14 protein-coding genes and 1 rRNA gene are annotated in these 16257 nt (G+C 69.3%); all 15 read right to left on the reverse strand.

Annotated features, from left to right (window positions below; genetic code table 11):
* Window positions 1–289: 289 nt before the first annotated feature.
* Window positions 290–1815 (reverse strand): 16S ribosomal RNA (locus ASG91_RS14565).
* A gap of 705 nt (window positions 1816–2520) precedes the next feature.
* Complete coding sequence (tyrS, locus tag ASG91_RS14570) at window positions 2521–3783, reverse strand: tyrosine--tRNA ligase (protein ID WP_056923775.1); 1263 nt, start codon at window positions 3781–3783, stop codon at window positions 2521–2523.
* A gap of 62 nt (window positions 3784–3845) precedes the next feature.
* Entirely contained in the window at window positions 3846–4505 is a 660-nt protein-coding gene (locus tag ASG91_RS14575) for a DNA-3-methyladenine glycosylase (RefSeq protein WP_056923373.1), read from the reverse strand.
* Window positions 4469–5221 carry a succinate dehydrogenase/fumarate reductase iron-sulfur subunit gene (locus ASG91_RS14580; protein WP_056923374.1) on the reverse strand — a complete coding sequence of 251 codons (753 nt, stop codon included), beginning with the start codon at window positions 5219–5221 and terminating at the stop codon, window positions 4469–4471. Before ASG91_RS14580 ends, ASG91_RS14575 begins: the two co-directional genes overlap by 37 nt.
* Complete coding sequence (locus ASG91_RS14585) at window positions 5218–7149, reverse strand: fumarate reductase/succinate dehydrogenase flavoprotein subunit (protein WP_056923375.1); 1932 nt, start codon at window positions 7147–7149, stop codon at window positions 5218–5220. Before ASG91_RS14585 ends, ASG91_RS14580 begins: the two co-directional genes overlap by 4 nt.
* 66 nt (window positions 7150–7215) lie before the next feature.
* Complete coding sequence (locus ASG91_RS14590; RefSeq protein ID WP_157581879.1) at window positions 7216–8031, reverse strand: hypothetical protein; 816 nt, start codon at window positions 8029–8031, stop codon at window positions 7216–7218.
* Between the two features lies 1 nt (window position 8032).
* Window positions 8033–8323 (reverse strand): hypothetical protein, encoded by a 291-nt coding sequence (locus tag ASG91_RS14595; protein WP_056923377.1) that lies wholly within the window; start codon window positions 8321–8323, stop codon window positions 8033–8035.
* Window positions 8324–8427: 104 nt separating this feature from the next.
* On the reverse strand, window positions 8428–9879 hold the full coding sequence (gene argH, locus ASG91_RS14600; protein ID WP_235543662.1) for an argininosuccinate lyase: 1452 nt from the start codon (window positions 9877–9879) through the stop codon (window positions 8428–8430).
* Window positions 9876–10388 (reverse strand): arginine repressor, encoded by a 513-nt coding sequence (locus ASG91_RS14605; protein WP_056923379.1) that lies wholly within the window; start codon window positions 10386–10388, stop codon window positions 9876–9878. The genes argH and ASG91_RS14605 overlap by 4 nt, the downstream gene beginning before the upstream one ends.
* A gap of 4 nt (window positions 10389–10392) precedes the next feature.
* Window positions 10393–11328, reverse strand: a complete 936-nt coding sequence (gene argF, locus ASG91_RS14610) for an ornithine carbamoyltransferase (protein ID WP_056923380.1) — start codon at window positions 11326–11328, stop codon at window positions 10393–10395.
* Complete coding sequence (locus ASG91_RS14615; protein WP_056923381.1) at window positions 11325–12590, reverse strand: acetylornithine transaminase; 1266 nt, start codon at window positions 12588–12590, stop codon at window positions 11325–11327. The genes argF and ASG91_RS14615 overlap by 4 nt, the downstream gene beginning before the upstream one ends.
* Complete coding sequence (gene argB, locus ASG91_RS14620; RefSeq protein WP_082594214.1) at window positions 12590–13579, reverse strand: acetylglutamate kinase; 990 nt, start codon at window positions 13577–13579, stop codon at window positions 12590–12592. The genes ASG91_RS14615 and argB overlap by 1 nt, the downstream gene beginning before the upstream one ends.
* On the reverse strand, window positions 13576–14727 hold the full coding sequence (gene argJ / locus ASG91_RS14625; protein WP_056923382.1) for a bifunctional glutamate N-acetyltransferase/amino-acid acetyltransferase ArgJ: 1152 nt from the start codon (window positions 14725–14727) through the stop codon (window positions 13576–13578). Before argJ ends, argB begins: the two co-directional genes overlap by 4 nt.
* Window positions 14724–15134 carry an ACT domain-containing protein gene (locus ASG91_RS14630; protein ID WP_157581876.1) on the reverse strand — a complete coding sequence of 137 codons (411 nt, stop codon included), beginning with the start codon at window positions 15132–15134 and terminating at the stop codon, window positions 14724–14726. The genes argJ and ASG91_RS14630 overlap by 4 nt, the downstream gene beginning before the upstream one ends.
* Window positions 15131–16201, reverse strand: a complete 1071-nt coding sequence (gene argC, locus ASG91_RS14635; RefSeq protein ID WP_056923778.1) for an N-acetyl-gamma-glutamyl-phosphate reductase — start codon at window positions 16199–16201, stop codon at window positions 15131–15133. Before argC ends, ASG91_RS14630 begins: the two co-directional genes overlap by 4 nt.
* Window positions 16202–16257 lie beyond the last annotated feature (56 nt).

Genomic DNA, 16257 nt, shown 5'->3' on the forward strand with positions numbered 1-16257 from the left:
TGGTCGCTGTACAACAGCACCGTGCGGCGGTTCATCCGTGGGGAGGGTCCTGGCCGATCTACCGGCCTGAGGTTCAAGCTTTCGCCCGAAGCCCTCAGGACCCAACAACGTGTCAGGCGCCGGCACCCTCTCGATTGCGTTCCACTGCCAGGTCCGAGGACCTGACTTGTACTTGCGACACGAGTCGGTGTCAGCGCCAAATAATCGATGTTCCACCCTTGAGCTCCTGGTGTAGGACGTACGCCTACAGACCAGGCTCTGGATCGCTTTCGCGACCAGTGCTCCTTAGAAAGGAGGTGATCCAGCCGCACCTTCCGGTACGGCTACCTTGTTACGACTTAGTCCCAATCGCCAGTCCCACCTTCGACGGCTCCCCCTCAAAGAGTTGGGCCACCGGCTTCGGGTGTTACCGACTTTCGTGACTTGACGGGCGGTGTGTACAAGGCCCGGGAACGTATTCACCGCAGCGTTGCTGATCTGCGATTACTAGCGACTCCGACTTCATGGGGTCGAGTTGCAGACCCCAATCCGAACTGAGACCGGTTTTTTGGGATTCGCTCCACCTCGCGGTTTCGCAGCCCTTTGTACCGGCCATTGTAGCATGCGTGAAGCCCAAGACATAAGGGGCATGATGATTTGACGTCATCCCCACCTTCCTCCGAGTTGACCCCGGCAGTCTCCTATGAGTCCCCACCATTACGTGCTGGCAACATAGAACGAGGGTTGCGCTCGTTGCGGGACTTAACCCAACATCTCACGACACGAGCTGACGACAACCATGCACCACCTGTATGCGAGTGTCCAAAGAGTTCTGCATCTCTGCAGCGTTCTCGCATATGTCAAGCCTTGGTAAGGTTCTTCGCGTTGCATCGAATTAATCCGCATGCTCCGCCGCTTGTGCGGGCCCCCGTCAATTCCTTTGAGTTTTAGCCTTGCGGCCGTACTCCCCAGGCGGGGAACTTAATGCGTTAGCTGCGGCACGGATCTCGTGGAATGAGACCCACACCTAGTTCCCAACGTTTACGGCATGGACTACCAGGGTATCTAATCCTGTTCGCTCCCCATGCTTTCGCTTCTCAGCGTCAGTAGTGGCCCAGAGACCTGCCTTCGCCATCGGTGTTCCTCCTGATATCTGCGCATTTCACCGCTACACCAGGAATTCCAGTCTCCCCTACCACACTCTAGTCTGCCCGTACCCACCGCAAGTCCGAGGTTGAGCCTCGGATTTTCACGGCAGACGCGACAAACCGCCTACAAGCTCTTTACGCCCAATAATTCCGGACAACGCTCGCACCCTACGTATTACCGCGGCTGCTGGCACGTAGTTAGCCGGTGCTTCTTCTGCAGGTACCGTCACTTTCGCTTCTTCCCTGCTGAAAGAGGTTTACAACCCGAAGGCCGTCATCCCTCACGCGGCGTCGCTGCATCAGGCTTTCGCCCATTGTGCAATATTCCCCACTGCTGCCTCCCGTAGGAGTCTGGGCCGTGTCTCAGTCCCAGTGTGGCCGGTCGCCCTCTCAGGCCGGCTACCCGTCGTCGCCTTGGTGAGCCATTACCTCACCAACAAGCTGATAGGCCGCGAGTCCATCCCAGACCGAAAAACTTTCCAGACGATAGCCATGCAGCTTCGTCTCGTATCCGGTATTAGCTCCGGTTTCCCGGGGTTATTCCAGAGTCTGGGGCAGGTTACTCACGTGTTACTCACCCGTTCGCCACTGATCCGGTAGGAGCAAGCTCCCACCTTCACCGTTCGACTTGCATGTGTTAAGCACGCCGCCAGCGTTCGTCCTGAGCCAGGATCAAACTCTCCATTGATGTTTAGCTCGTGATCCGAGGACCACGAAACTGCTACCCAAGAAGGGTTGTTTCACTGACTGAGCAAGAACAACTAGCTATTGCTAGAAATTCATTGTCAACCAAAGGATTTTCGTTCGACGTGACGGCATCCCCAGACCTTTGGCCTGGTTCGCTGCCACCTCGAGACGAGGTAATTGGCATCGATTTTTGACACGCTGTTGAGTTCTCAAGGTTCGGACGCGCACCATCCGCTGACCTTCCGGCCGGCGTTCGGGGCAACCCTTCAAAGTTACTCGCTTCGCTCTTGGGCGTCAAATCCTTGCGCTTCCTGCTGGAAGCGGTGGATTGAGCGCGCTTGGCTCTCCGCGAGGTGTTCCACTGTAGCAGGCTGACGGTGTTCCAAAAACTCAGCGTTTCCAGAACTCGCTAGCCGGCGTCCAGCAGCCCTTCCGGGCCGCTCAGATGCCCTCCGGCGAACCGGATGCTTTTCTGTGGAGCGCCCACTGTAGCAGCCTCTCGGCCCGCCTCTGACCACCCTTGCGGGCGCTCCGGAGCGTCTGGTTCCCCAGGTGCTTTTCGGTGGGGTCTGCCCCGGGACCGGCCTACTTCGCGCGAACTTTCGTTCACCGCGGTGGTGTCCGTTCCTCCCTGTCGGGCTGACGTCGAGAACATTAGACGGGGCTCACCGCAAAACACAAATCCGCAGGTCAGCGACCTGCGGGGTCAGCTGGCGCGGCGGCCCGCGGCCAGCGACTTGCGGCCCCGACGCAGCAGCGCGACCCGTCCGTGCAGGAAGTCGGCCTCCTCGAGCGCCTGCTCGGGGTCGGTCAGCTTCGCGTTGTTGAGCGAGGCGCCGCCGTCACCGATCACCCGACGGGCGGCGTTGCGCGAGTCGACCAGGCCCACCGCCACGAGGGCGTCGGTCACCGACATCCCCACCGAGACCTCTCCCCCGGGCAGCTCCGCCGTGGCGTCGCCCAGCGTGCCTGCGTCGAGGGTGGTGACGTCACCCTTGCCGAAGAGCGCCTCGGAGGCGGCCTGCACCGCGGCGGTGGCCGCCGGCCCGTGCACGAGCGTGGTGACGTCGGCCGCCAGGGCCTTCTGGCACTCCCGCAGGAAGGGCTTCTCGGCCAGGGACTGCTCCAGCGCCGCGATCTCGTCGGCGGTGCGGTCGGTGAAGACCTTCAGCAGCGTCACCACCGACGCGTCCTCGGTGTTGATCCAGTACTGGTAGAAGGCGTAGGGACTGGTCATCTCCGGGGACAGCCAGATCGCGTTGCCCTCGCTCTTGCCGAACTTGTTGCCTGCCGCGTCGGTGAGCAGGGGGGTGGTGAGCAGGTGGACCGACTTCCCCTCCACCCGGTGGATCAGGTCCGAGCCGGCCGTCAGGTTGCCCCACTGGTCCTGCCCACCCGTCTGCAGCGTGCAGCCGTAGTCGCGGAACAGCTGGAGGTAGTCCAGCCCCTGCAGCAGCTGGTAGCTGAACTCGGTGTAGGAGATGCCCTCCTCCGAGTTGAGCCGCGCGGCGACCGCGTCCTTCTTGACCATCTGGTTGACGCGGAAGTGCTTGCCGATGTCGCGCAGGAAGTCCAGGGCGGACAGCGGCTCCGTCCAGTCGAGGTTGTTGACGAAGACCGCGGGGTTGTCGCCCTCCACCGACAGGAACGGCCGCACCTGTCGCTCGATGTTCGCGACCCACTCGGCGGTCTGTTCCTTGGTCTTGAGGACCCGTTCCGACGACGGTCGTGGGTCGCCGATGAGACCGGTCGAGCCACCCACCAGGCAGATCACCCGGTGGCCGGCTCGCTGCAGGTGGCGCAGCACCACGAGCTGCACGAGGTTGCCGAAGTGCAGGGACGGAGCGGTGGGGTCGAAGCCGCAGTACGCCGTGATCGGCCCGTCGGCGAGGGCGTCGCGCAGCGCGGACTCGTCGGTGGTCTGGGCCACCAGTCCTCGCCACTTCAGCTCGTCGAGGATGTTGCTCACGGTGGGTCGCTCCTTCGCGTCGCACGACGTGCCGCGCTGTCGCGGCACGTCCACAGCCTGCCTCATGCCGGGTGCCTGCGTGCACGGGGTTTTGCCGGTCGGTACACCGACACCGTCGGCTCGCCGTCCAGCCAGAACCGCCACGGGTATGCCGCCGCCTCGCCGCCGGCTCCCGACACCCCCACGCGCGGGCCGGTGCGGATGGCCCGGGCCGGGGTGGGGTGCGGGGCCGCGTGCAGCGCGACCGGTCCGCCCCGTGCGCAGGCGTCGAGGCCGGTCTGCTCACCGCGCAGTCCGAGGGTGGTCGCGAGCCGGGCCGGTCCCCGTGCCCAGTCGCGCCGCACCACCCCGGTCCGACGGGCGGCGGCGACGTCCTCCCCCACGACGACCTCCCCTGCACGCAGGAGCACGGCGCTGGCCTCACCCTCAGGGCCGCACACGAGGTTGGCGCACCAGTGCATGCCGTAGGTGAAGTAGACGTAGAGGTGGCCTGCCGCGCCGAACATCACCTCGGTGCGCGGCGTCGGGCCGCGAAAGGCGTGCGACCCCGGGTCGGCCGTGCCGGCATACGCCTCGACCTCGGTGAGCCGGAGCGTGACGCCCGCGTGCGAGATGGTCGCCCCGAGCAGCGCCGGGGCGACGTCGAGGACGTCCTCCGAGAAGAAGTCGCGCTCGAGCCGGTGGCCTAGCTCGAGCGGCGACGGATCTTGTTGCCCAGCCACACGACGGGATCGTAGTGACGGTCGACGACGCGTTCCTTCAGGGGGATCAGCGCGTTGTCGGTGATCTTGATGTGCTCGGGGCAGACCTCGGTGCAGCACTTGGTGATGTTGCAGTAGCCCAGCCCGTGCTCCTCCTTGGCCGCCTGGCGGCGGTCCGCGGTGTCGAGTGGGTGCATGTCGAGCTCGGCGACCCGCATGAGGAAGCGGGGCCCGGCGAAGCTGGTCTTGTTGTCCTCGTGGTCACGGACGACGTGGCAGACGTCCTGACAGAGGAAGCACTCGATGCACTTGCGGAACTCCTGGCTGCGCTCCACGTCGACCTGCTGCATGCGGTAGTCACCCGGCTGGAGGTCGGCCGGCGGGCTGAACGCCTGCACCTCGCGCGCCTTCTGGTAGTTGAAGGACACGTCCGTCACCAGGTCGCGCATCACCGGGAAGGTGCGCAGCGGCGTCACCGTGATGACCTGCTCCTCGGTGAAGGTGCTCATCCGCGTCATGCAGAGCAGCCGTGGCTTGCCGTTGATCTCGGCGCTGCACGAGCCGCACTTGCCGGCCTTGCAGTTCCAGCGCACCGCGAGGTCGGGCGCCTGGGTCGCCTGCAACCGGTGGATGATGTCGAGGACGACCTCACCCTCGTTGACCTCCACCGTGTAGTCCTGCAGGACTCCTCCGGCGGCGTCGCCGCGCCACACCTTGAACCTGGCGTCGTAGCTCATGAGCGGTCACTCCCGTCGGCGCTGCCCTGCTGGGTCGAGGAGCCACCCGCGTCGAGGCGGGCCAGCTCTGGTGCGGTGAGGTACTTGGACAGCTCGGTGCGCTCGAAGAGCTCGAGCAGGTCCTGCCGGATCTCGGGGACCGGCTGGCGCCTGAGCTGGACGGCGTCGGACCCGTCGAGCGTGCAGATCAGGTTGACTCCCCGCCACTCCGGGTCCATGCCCGGGAAGTCCTCTCGGGTGTGCCCACCGCGCGACTCGGTGCGCTCGAGGGCAGCCAACGCGACGCAGCGGCACACGGCGAGCATGTTGCGCAGGTCGAGGGCCAGGTGCCAGCCGGGGTTGAACTGCCGATGTCCTTCCACCCCAACGGATTTCGCGCGTTCGTCGAGGTCGTCGAGCATGTCGAGCGCCTCGCGGACCTCGCCCTCGCGGCGGATGATCCCGACCAGGTCGTTCATCTTCTGCTGGAGCTCCTGGTGGAGCGAGTAGGGGTTCTCCGAGGCGTCGCGGAACGGCGCCAGGGCAACCTCCGCCGCCCGGTCGACGTCTGCGTCCTGGATCGCCGGTCGTGAGTCACCAAGCGCCGCAATGTATTCCGAGGCACCGACGCCGGCGCGACGGCCGAAGACCAGCAGGTCCGAGAGGCTGTTGCCGCCGAGCCGGTTGGAGCCGTGCATGCCGCCCGCGACCTCACCCGCCGCATACAGGCCCGGCACGGAGGTGGCCGCGGTGTCGGCGTCGACCTCGACGCCACCCATCACGTAGTGGCAGGTGGGACCGACCTCCATCGGCTCCGCCGTGATGTCGACGTCGGCCAGCTCCTTGAACTGGTGGTGCATCGACGGCAGCCGACGTCTGATCTCCTCGGCCGGGAGCCGCGTCGAGACGTCGAGGAAGACGCCACCGTGCGGTGAGCTGCGCCCCTCCTTGACCTCGTTGTTGATGGCGCGGGCGACCTCGTCCCGCGGCAGGAGCTCAGGGGGTCGCTTGTTGTTCTCGGGGTCCTTGTACCAGCGGTCCGCCTCCTCCTCGGTGTCTGCGTACTGGCCACGGAAGACGTCGGGGACGTAGTCGAACATGAAGCGCTTGCCCTCGGAGTTGCGCAGCACACCCCCGTCGCCGCGCACCGACTCGGTGACGAGGATGCCCTTCACCGACGGTGGCCACACCATGCCGGTGGGGTGGAACTGGATGAACTCCATGTTGACGAGGGAAGCGCCCGCGCGCAGCGCCAGGGCGTGGCCGTCGCCGGTGTACTCCCAGGAGTTGCTGGTGACCTTGAACGACTTGCCGATGCCACCGGTGGCCAGGATGACGGCCGGTGCGGAGAAGAGCACGAACCGGCCCGACTCACGCCAGTAGCCGAACGCCCCGGCCACGGCGCCGTCGGCCTTGAGGATGTCGGTGACGGTCAGCTCGGCGAACACCCTGAGCCGGCTCTCGTAGTCGCCCGTCTCGCGGTGGTCCTCCTGCTGCAGGCTCACGATCTTCTGCTGGAGGGTGCGGATCAGCTCCAGGCCGGTGCGGTCACCGACGTGGGCGAGCCTGGGGTACTCGTGGCCACCGAAGTTGCGCTGGCTGATGCGGCCGTCGGGTGTGCGGTCGAAGAGCGCGCCGTAGGTCTCGAGCTCCCACACCCGCATCGGCGCTTCCTTGGCGTGCAGCTCGGCCATCCGCGGGTTGTTGAGGAACTTGCCCCCGCGCATGGTGTCGCGGAAGTGGGTCTGCCAGTTGTCCTTCTCGTTGGCGTTGCCCATCGACGCGGCGATGCCACCCTCGGCCATCACGGTGTGGGCCTTGCCGAAGAGGCTCTTGCAGATGATCGCCGTCCGCAGACCCTGCTCCCTCGCCTCGATCGCGGCACGCAGCCCGGCACCACCCGCCCCGATGACGATGACGTCGTAGTCGTGCCTCTCGAGGTCGGTCACTCGCACTCCTTGGGTCTGCCGTGGCCCGTGGGCCGGTCACGTGGGCTGGGCTGGTGGGCTGGTGGGCTAGTTGATGATGCGGAAGTCGCCGATCGTGCCCGCCGAGACGAGGGCGATGTAGGCGTCGGTCACCACGAGGCTGCCGAGGGTCACCCACGCGAACAGCATGTGGCGGGCGTTGAGCTTGCCCACCAGGCCCCACGCCTTGTAGCGCAGCGGGTGCTTGCTGAAGTGGTTGAGGCGACCACCGACGATGTTGCGGCAGGAGTGGCAGCCGAGCGTGTAGCACCAGAGCAGCACGACGTTGGCCAGCAGGATGAGCGTGCCGAGGCCGAGCCCGAAACCACCGTCCCTGCCGCGGAACGCGTGCAGCACGTCGTAGGTGTTGATCAGGCTGATGACCACGGCGGCGTAGAAGAAGTAGCGGTGCAGGTTCTGCATGATGAGCGGGAAGCGGGTCTCACCGGAGTACTCCCGGTGCGCCTCGGGCACCGCGCAGGCCGGCGGCGAGTTCCAGAACGAGCGGTAGTAGGCCTTGCGGTAGTAATAGCAGGTGAGCCGGAACAGCAGCAGGAACGGCAGCGTCAGCGCCGCGAACGGGATGAGTGCCGGCCACTCGCCGAACGGCGTGCCGAAGTGCGTCGAGCCCGGCACGCAGGAGGTCGACAGGCACGGGGAGTAGAACGGCGTGAGGTAGCCGTAGTCGGCCACGAAGTAGTCCCGCTGCAGGCTGGCGCGCACGAGGCCGTAGAGCAGCCAGGCCGAGAAGCAGACGAACGTGACGAAGGGCTGGAGCCACCAGCGGTCCTCGCGGAGGGTGCGCGCGGCGATGCGGGCCCGACCGGGGGCATGGACGCCTCCGCTGAAGGGGACGTTCGACACCTCAGTGGCCCCGGGAGGGGCCGACGCCCTCGTCCTCGGCATCGGACCACAGCGAGGGGTCGTACTCCTCGTCGGTGATGAAGACGATCTCGCCCGGCGCACCGGCCCGGTCCTGGGAGCCGACCCCGGCTCCCCGCGCCACGAGGTCGACGTCGTCCGCGAGCCGCACGACATCGTCGCGCAGTCGTTGCACGTCGATGGTGTTGCCGAGCTCCTTCGAGAGCGCGGTCACCGCCCGTCGCAGCCCGGCCACGTGACCTGCAGCCGCTGTGAGGTCGTCGCTGACGCCCATGACACCGTCCCTTCGCAAGGCGGATGCGGGTCGTCAGTGACCCGCATCACGAACCTATCGCGTGCTTCCCGAGATTTCTCGGAAGCGGACGGACGGGTATGCCGTCAGCGCACCCGGATCGGTGCACCCGCCCAGGCGCGGGCCTCGGAGACCGCCGCGGCCACGCGGTCGCGCTGCTCCGCGACGCGATCCGGGGCGGTGCCGCCCCGGGCGTTGCGGGACGCCAGCGAGCCCTCGACGCTGAGGACGTCGCGGACCCCGGGCGTGAGGTGCTCGGAGATGCCGGCGAGGTCGGCGTCGTTGAGGTCCCACAGCTCGATCCCCCGCTCCTCGCACGCCCGCACGCAGGCGCCGGCGACCTCGTGGGCCACGCGGAACGGCACTCCTTCGCGGACCAGCCACTCGGCGATGTCGGTCGCCAGCGAGAAGCCCTGGGGGGCGAGCGAGGCCAGCCGCTCGGTGTCGAAGACCATCGTGGCCACCATGCCGCTGAACGCCGGCAGCAGGACCTCGAGGGTGTCGACGGCGTCGAAGACCGGCTCCTTGTCCTCCTGGAGGTCGCGGTTGTAGGCCAGCGGCAGGGCCTTGAGGGTCGTGAGGAGACCGGTGAGGTCGCCGACCAGGCGGCCCGCCTTGCCCCGCGCGAGCTCGGCGACGTCGGGGTTCTTCTTCTGCGGCATGATGCTCGACCCGGTCGAGTAGGCGTCGTCGAGCGTGACGAACGAGAACTCCTTGGTCGCCCAGAGGACCACCTCCTCGGCGAGCCGGGAGATGTCGATCGCCGTCATGGCCGCGATGAAGGCGAACTCGGCCACGAAGTCCCGGGACGCCGTGCCGTCGATGGAGTTCTCGACCGACGTGGTGAACCCCAGGTCGGCGGCCACCGCCTCGGGGTCGAGCCCGAGCGACGAGCCCGCGAGGGCGCCCGACCCGTAGGGAGAGACCGCCGCCCGGACGTCCCAGTCCTGCAGCCGCTGGACATCGCGCAGGAGCGGCCAGGCGTGGGCGAGCAGGTGGTGGGCCAGCAGCACCGGCTGGGCGTGCTGGAGGTGGGTGCGGCCGGGCATCGGCACGTCGGCGTGCCGGGTGGCCTGGTCGACCAGGGAGTCGACCACGTCGAGCACGAGCCCTGCGACCGAGCGGGCGTGGTCCCGCAGGTACATGCGGAAGAGCGTGGCGATCTGGTCGTTCCGTGAGCGGCCGGCCCGCAGCCGTCCACCGACGTCGGACCCGGCCCGCTCGATCAGGCCGCGCTCCAGCGCGGTGTGCACGTCCTCGTCGTCGTCACCGGGCCGGAACGCCCCGGAGGCGACGTCCTCGGCGAGGGTCGCCAGGCCGGCCAGCATCGCGGCGAGGTTCGCGTCGTCGAGCAACCCGGCCGCGTGGAGCACCCGGGCGTGGGCCCGTGACCCGGCGATGTCGTACTGCGCGAGCCGCCAGTCGAAGTGGGTCGACTTGCTCAGGGCGGCGAGCGCGTCCGCCGGCCCGCCCGCGAAGCGTCCGCCCCACAGGCTGACCTTCGCCTGGCTCAGGTCTGGTTCCACAGCGGGGCTCACTCGTTCTCCTCGGTAGTCGTGCTGGCGCGGCCGAGCAGGTCGCCGGCGACCTTGCGGCTGGCGGCTGCGCCGGTGGTGATGACCATGATGGTGTCGTCGCCCGCGATGGTGCCGAGCACCCCGGTCAGGGCGGCGTGGTCGATGGCCGAGGCCAGGTAGTTCGCCGCTCCCGGTGGCGTGCGCAGCACGACCAGGTTGTGCGAGGGCTCGGCGGTGACCAGCAGCTCCTCGCAGACCCGGCGGAGCCGCGCGGTGAGCTGCGTGCCGTCCGGCGCGGGGCGGGCGGTGCGGTCACCGCCCTCTCCCGGCACGGCATACACGAGGGTGCGCCCCGAGCGGACCTTGACGGCACCGATCTCGAGGAGGTCCCTCGACAGGGTCGCCTGGGTGACGTCGATGCCGTCGTCGGCGAGCAGGTCGAGCAGCTCGTTCTGCGAGCGCACCTCGGTGCGCCCGAGGATCGCGACGATCCGTTGCTGGCGACCGGTCCGGGTGGCGGCGAGGCTCATCGGCTCAGGCCCCCTCGAGGAGGAAGGAGAGCAGCGCCTTCTGCGCGTGCAGCCGGTTCTCGGCCTCGTCCCACACCACCGACTGGGGGCCGTCGATCACCTCGGCCTCGACCTCGTAGCCGCGGTAGGCCGGCAGGCAGTGCAGGAAGATCGCGTCGGGGGACGCCTTCGCCATGAGGGACTGGGTCACGGCGAACGGCACGAAGGGGCTCTCCGCTCCCTGCCGGTCGCCCTTCTCCCCCTCCATGCCCATCGACACCCAGGTGTCGGTGACCACCACGTCGATCCCCTCGACCGCGGCGACCGGGTCGTCCGTGACGAGGACCGAGCCGCCCTGTGCCGCTGCGAGCTCCTCGGCGCTGGCGAGGATCGCCGGAGCCGGCTGGTGGGCCGCGGGGGTGCCGATGCGCACGTGCATCCCGGCCAGTGCGCACCCCAACAGGTAGGAGTGCGCCATGTTGTTGGCGCCGTCGCCGACGTAGCCGAGGGTGAGACCGGCCAGGGTCCCCTTGTGCTCGAGGACCGTGAGCAGGTCGGCGAGGATCTGGCAGGGGTGGAAGTCGTCGGTCAGGGCGTTCACGACCGGGACTCCCCCGTGGGCGGCCATCTCCTCGATCCGGTCCTGCCCGTAGGTGCGCCAGACGACCGCGGCCGACTGGGGGCCGAGGATGCGGGCGGTGTCAGCGACCGACTCGCGGGTGCCGATCTGCGCGAGGTTGCCGTCGACGACCAGCGGGTAGCCGCCCAGGCCGGTGATGGCCCCCGCGAAGGAGACCTGGGTGCGCAGCGTCGGCTTGTCGAACACGACGGCCACGGTGCGCGGGCCCTCGAGCGGGCGGCGCGAGAAGGGCGCAGCCTTGAGCTCGACGGCACGCCGCAGGACCAGGGCCTGCTCCTCGGCCGTCAGGTCGTCGTCGCGCAGGAAGTGTCGCAGGGTCATGACGCGTCCTCGGGGGTTGGCTCGTGGGGGGTGGCGGAGGTCGTGGCCGGGGTCGGGGCGTCGGGAACGGCGGCGGCCGACGCGGCGTCGAGCAGGGCGGGCAGGGCGTGCACGAAGGAGTCGAGCTCGTCGGTGGTGACGACCAGCGGCGGGGCGAGCCGGAGCGCGTCGGGAGCCACCGGGTTGACGATGAAGCCCGCTTCCCGGGCCAGCGCGGCGACCTGGGCGGCGACGGGCTGGGTCAGGACGATGGCGCGGAGCAGCCCGGCTCCCCTCACCTCCGCCACCAGCGGGTGCCCCAGGGCGGTCACCGAGTCGACCAGGTGCTGACCGGCCTCGGCAGCGTGGGCGAGCAGCCCCTGCTCCTCGATGGTGTCGAGCACCGCGAGACCCGCTGCGGCGGCGAGCGGGTTGCCGCCGAACGTGCTGCCGTGCTGGCCCGCGGTGAGCAGGCCGGCGACCTCGGGGCCGAAGGCGACCAGCGCGCCGATCGGCACTCCCCCGCCGAGCCCCTTGGCGAGCGTGATGGCGTCGGGCAGCACCCCGGCCTGCTGGAAGGCGAACCAGCTGCCGGTGCGGCCGATGCCGGTCTGGATCTCGTCGAGGACGAGCAGGGCACCGTGCTGGTGCGTGAGCTCACGGGCGAGCCGCAGGTATGCCGTGCCCGGGCTGAGCACGCCGGCCTCACCTTGCACGGGTTCGAGGACCACCGCGGCCGTGTCGGAGGTGACGGCGGCGCGCAGGGCGGCCTCGTCGCCGAACGGGACGTGGGTGACGCCGGGGATGAGGGGCTCGAAGGGCTCGCGGTAGGCGAGCTTGTGGGTCAGCGCGAGGGCTCCGGTGGTGCGGCCGTGGAAGGCGCCCTCGGCCGCGACGATCCCGCTGCGGCCGGTGCGACGACTCAGCTTGATGGCGGCCTCGATGGCCTCGGCGCCGGAGTTGGCGAAGAACACCGCCGAGCCCTCGGGGGCCCCGGCCAGCGCCACCAGCCGCTCGGCCAGCGCGATCTGGCCCTCGGAGGTGAACAGGTTCGAGACGTGGATCGCCTCACCGGCCTGCTTGCTGATCGCGGCGACCAGGGCCGGGTGGCCGTGGCCGAGCGCGTTCACCGCGATGCCGCCGACCAGGTCGAGGTAGCGGTTGCCGTCGACGTCCCAGACGTGGCACCCGCTGCCGTGCGACAGCACGAGAGGTGGCAATCCGAAGACCCCCATCACCGAACGCTGGTAGCGCTCGAGCAGCTCGTCGTTGCGCGCTCCCATCAGGACTCCTCGTCCGCGACGATCATGGTGCCGATCCCCTCGGACGTGAAGACCTCCAGGAGCAGCGAGTGGGGCTGTCGGCCGTCGATGACGTGGGCCTGCGGCACCCCGCCCCGGACCGCCCGGATGCACGCCTCGAGCTTGGGGATCATGCCGGCGTCGACCCGCTGCAGCAGCTCCTGGGCGCCCGAGACCGTCAGCGACGACAGCAGCGAGTCCCGGTCCGGCCAGTCGGCGTAGACCCCCTCGACATCGGTCAGCACGACTAGCTTGTGCGCCTTGAGGGCCACCGCGAGCGCCGCGGCAGCGGTGTCGGCGTTGATGTTGAGGACCTGGCCGTCCACGTCGAGGTCGGGGGCCACCGTCGACACGACGGGGATCCGCCCGGCGTCGAGGATGTCCTGGACGGCTCCGGGGTTGACCGTCTCGACGTCACCGACCAGGCCGAGGTCGACCTCCTCGCCGTCGACGTGGGTGCCGCGACGACGGGCCCCGAAGAGCGCGGCGTCCTCCCCCGACAACCCCACGGCGACGGGTCCGTGCTGGTTGAGCAGGCCGACGAGCTCGCGGCCCACCTGGCCGGTCAGCACCATCCGGACCACGTCCATCACCTCGGGGGTGGTCACCCGCAGGCCACCACGGAACTCGCTGTGCAGCCCGAGCCGGTCGAGCATGGTGGCGATCTGCGGCCCGCCACCGTGCACGACGACGGGGCGCAGGCCGGCATACCGGAGGAAGGCGACGTCCTGGGCGAAGGCGGCCTTGAGGCCGTCGTCGACCATGGCGTTGCCGCCGTACTTGACCACGACGAGCGCGCCACGGAACTGCTCAAGCCACGGCAGCGCCTCGACGAGGGTCTGGGCCTTGCCCTGGGCGACCCGCAGCGCCGCCGCGCCGATGTGCCCGCGGACGGTGTTGGTCGACCGTCGCGCGGGTGCGGCGGGGGTGGTGGTGTCGATGGCGCCGGACGGGGTGGCTGGAGTGCTCATGAGGAGTAGGCCGAGTTCTCGTGGACGTAGTCGTGGGTGAGGTCGTTGGTCCAGATCGTCGCTGCCTCGCCGCCGGCGTGCAGGTCGACGACGACGTGCACCTCGCGCGCGGTCAGGTCGACCAGGCTCCGGTCCGCGCCGACTCCCCCGGCCCGGCAGACCTCGACTCCGTTGATGGAGACATCGAGGGCGTGCGGGTCGAACTCGGCGCCGGTCGTGCCGACCGCGGCCAGCACCCGGCCCCAGTTGGGGTCGTTGCCGAAGACCGCGCACTTGAACAGGTTGTTGCGCGCGATCGACCGGGCGACCTCGAGGGCGTCGGCCTCCGAGGCGGCGGTGCGCACCTCGATCGCGATGTCGTGGTGGGCGCCCTCCGCGTCGGCGATGAGCTGGCGGGCCAGGCTCGCGCAGACCTCCGTGACGGCGTCGGTCAGCTGGTCGGCATCGACCGGCACCCCCGAGGCGCCGGACGCCAGCAGGACCACCGTGTCGTTGGTGGACTGGCAGCCGTCGGAGTCGATCCGGTCGAAGGTCGTCGCCGTGGCGGAGCGCAGGCTGTCGCCGAGCTGGTCGGCGGTCACCACCGCATCCGTGGTGACGACCACGAGCATCGTGGCCAGCGCGGGCGCGAGCATGCCCGCGCCCTTGGCCATGCCCCCGACCGACCAGCCGGCGCGCTCGGCGACGGCGACCTTGTGGACGGTGTCGGTCGTCTTGATCGCGATGGCCGCGTCGGGCCCACCCTCCGTGGAGAGCGCGGTGGCCGCGGACTCCACACCGGCGAGCACCTTGTCCATCGGGAGCAGCTCGCCGATCAGCCCGGTCGAGCAGACCACCACGTCGTGGGAGGAGAGTCCGAGGACCTCGGCGACCTTCTCCGCCGTCGCGTGGGTGTCGGCGAAACCCTGCGCGCCGGTGCACGCGTTGGCCCCACCCGAGTTGAGGACGACGGCGTCGACCCGTCCGTCGAGCGACGACTGCCGCGACCAGGTGACGGGCGCCGCCTCGACCCGGTTGCTGGTGAAGACGGCGGCGGCGTGGTGGTCGGGTCCGTCGTTGACCACCAGGGCGAGGTCGGGGGTGCCGCTGGCCTTGATGCCTGCGGTGACCCCGGAGGCGCGGAAGCCGCGGGGCGTGGTCACGCTCATGGGGTCGCCCCACCGAGTCGGGCCGGCGCGGCGGTGTTGCCGTCGCGCTTCCAGATCGTCATGGCCTCATCGGCGCGGTCGGCCTCGATGAGGATCCAGTCGGTGTCGTAGGTCGACAGGGCGAGGATGCTGATGCCCTGCTTGGCCAGTGGCTCGAGCAGGCCCGAGAGCACCCCGACGGTGGAGAAGTCGAGGGGTCCGGCGATCTCGAAGGCCACCAGCGGACCCTGCACCTTGGTGCCCGACGGCACCGACTCGTGGGCGCACACGATCGAGGTCTCGCTGTCGGTGTACGTGATCGAGGCGAGCGGCCCGGTCCGCCAGTCCCAGGACGGCTCCTCACCGGCGGGCAGGCGGGCGAACCCGACCTCGACCGCGTGCCGCATCAGGTGCAGTGGCAGGCTCATGGCGCCACCCCTGCCACCGGAAGTCCGGTCGTCTCGGCCAGACCGAGCGCGAGGTTCATGCACTGCACCGCAGCACCTGCCGTTCCCTTGGTGAGGTTGTCGACCGCAGCCACCGCGACCAGGCGCCCAGCGCGTTCGTCGATGGTGACCTGGACGTGGACGCTGTTGCTGCCCAGCACGCTCGCCGTCGACGGCCACTGGCCCTCGGGGAGCAGGTGGACGAAGGCTTCGTCGGCATAGGACTTCTCCCACGCCTCCCGTATGCCGCGTGCGTCGACCGGTGCGTCGCCGGCCTCCGAGGACGCGCGCAGCCGGGCGGTGCAGGTCGCGAGGATGCCCCGCGGCATGGGCGCCAGGGTCGGCGTGAACGACACCTGCACGCCGGGTCCGCCCGGACCCGCGGCCGCGGTGAGGTTCTGCTCGATCTCGGGGGTGTGCCGGTGCGTGCCGCCTACTCCGTAGGGGGACATCGCGCCCATCACCTCGGCGCCGAGCAGGTGCGGCTTCAGTGACTTCCCGGCGCCCGAGGTCCCGGACGCCGCCACGACCACGACGTCGTGCGGGTCCAGCAGACCGGCGGCGAAGCCGGGCGCGAGGGCGAGCGAGACGGCGGTCGGGTAGCACCCGGGCACGGCGACCCTCCGGGTCCCCAGCAGCGCCTCGCGCTGGCGGCCACCACCCACGGGCAGCTCGGGCAGACCGTAGGCCCAGGCACCGGCATACGGGGTGTCGTAGAAGGTGGTCCACGCCTGCTCGTCCCGGAGCCGGAAGTCGGCGCCGCAGTCGATGACGGTCACCGAGTCGGGCAGCTGGGCGGCCAGCGCGGCGGAGTGTCCGTGCGGGAGCGCGAGGAAGACGACGTCGTGACCGGCGAGGACCTCGAGGGTGGTGTCCTCGACCACGCGCTCCGCGAGCGGGGTGAGGTGCGGGTGCAGGTCACCGAGGCGGCGCCCCGCGCTCGACCCCGCCGTCAACGCCCCGATCTCGACGTCGGGGTGGCCGAGCAGGAGCCGCAGGAGCTCCCCTCCGGCGTACCCGCTCGCTCCAGCGACTGCTGCCTTGACCATGTGCATAAACATACACGATCGTGCAGAGTCATGCACGCTGCGGTGCGGTCAGCCCA

The sequence above is a fragment of the Phycicoccus sp. Soil802 genome (assembly GCF_001429605.1).
Lineage (GTDB): Bacteria > Actinomycetota > Actinomycetes > Actinomycetales > Dermatophilaceae > Pedococcus.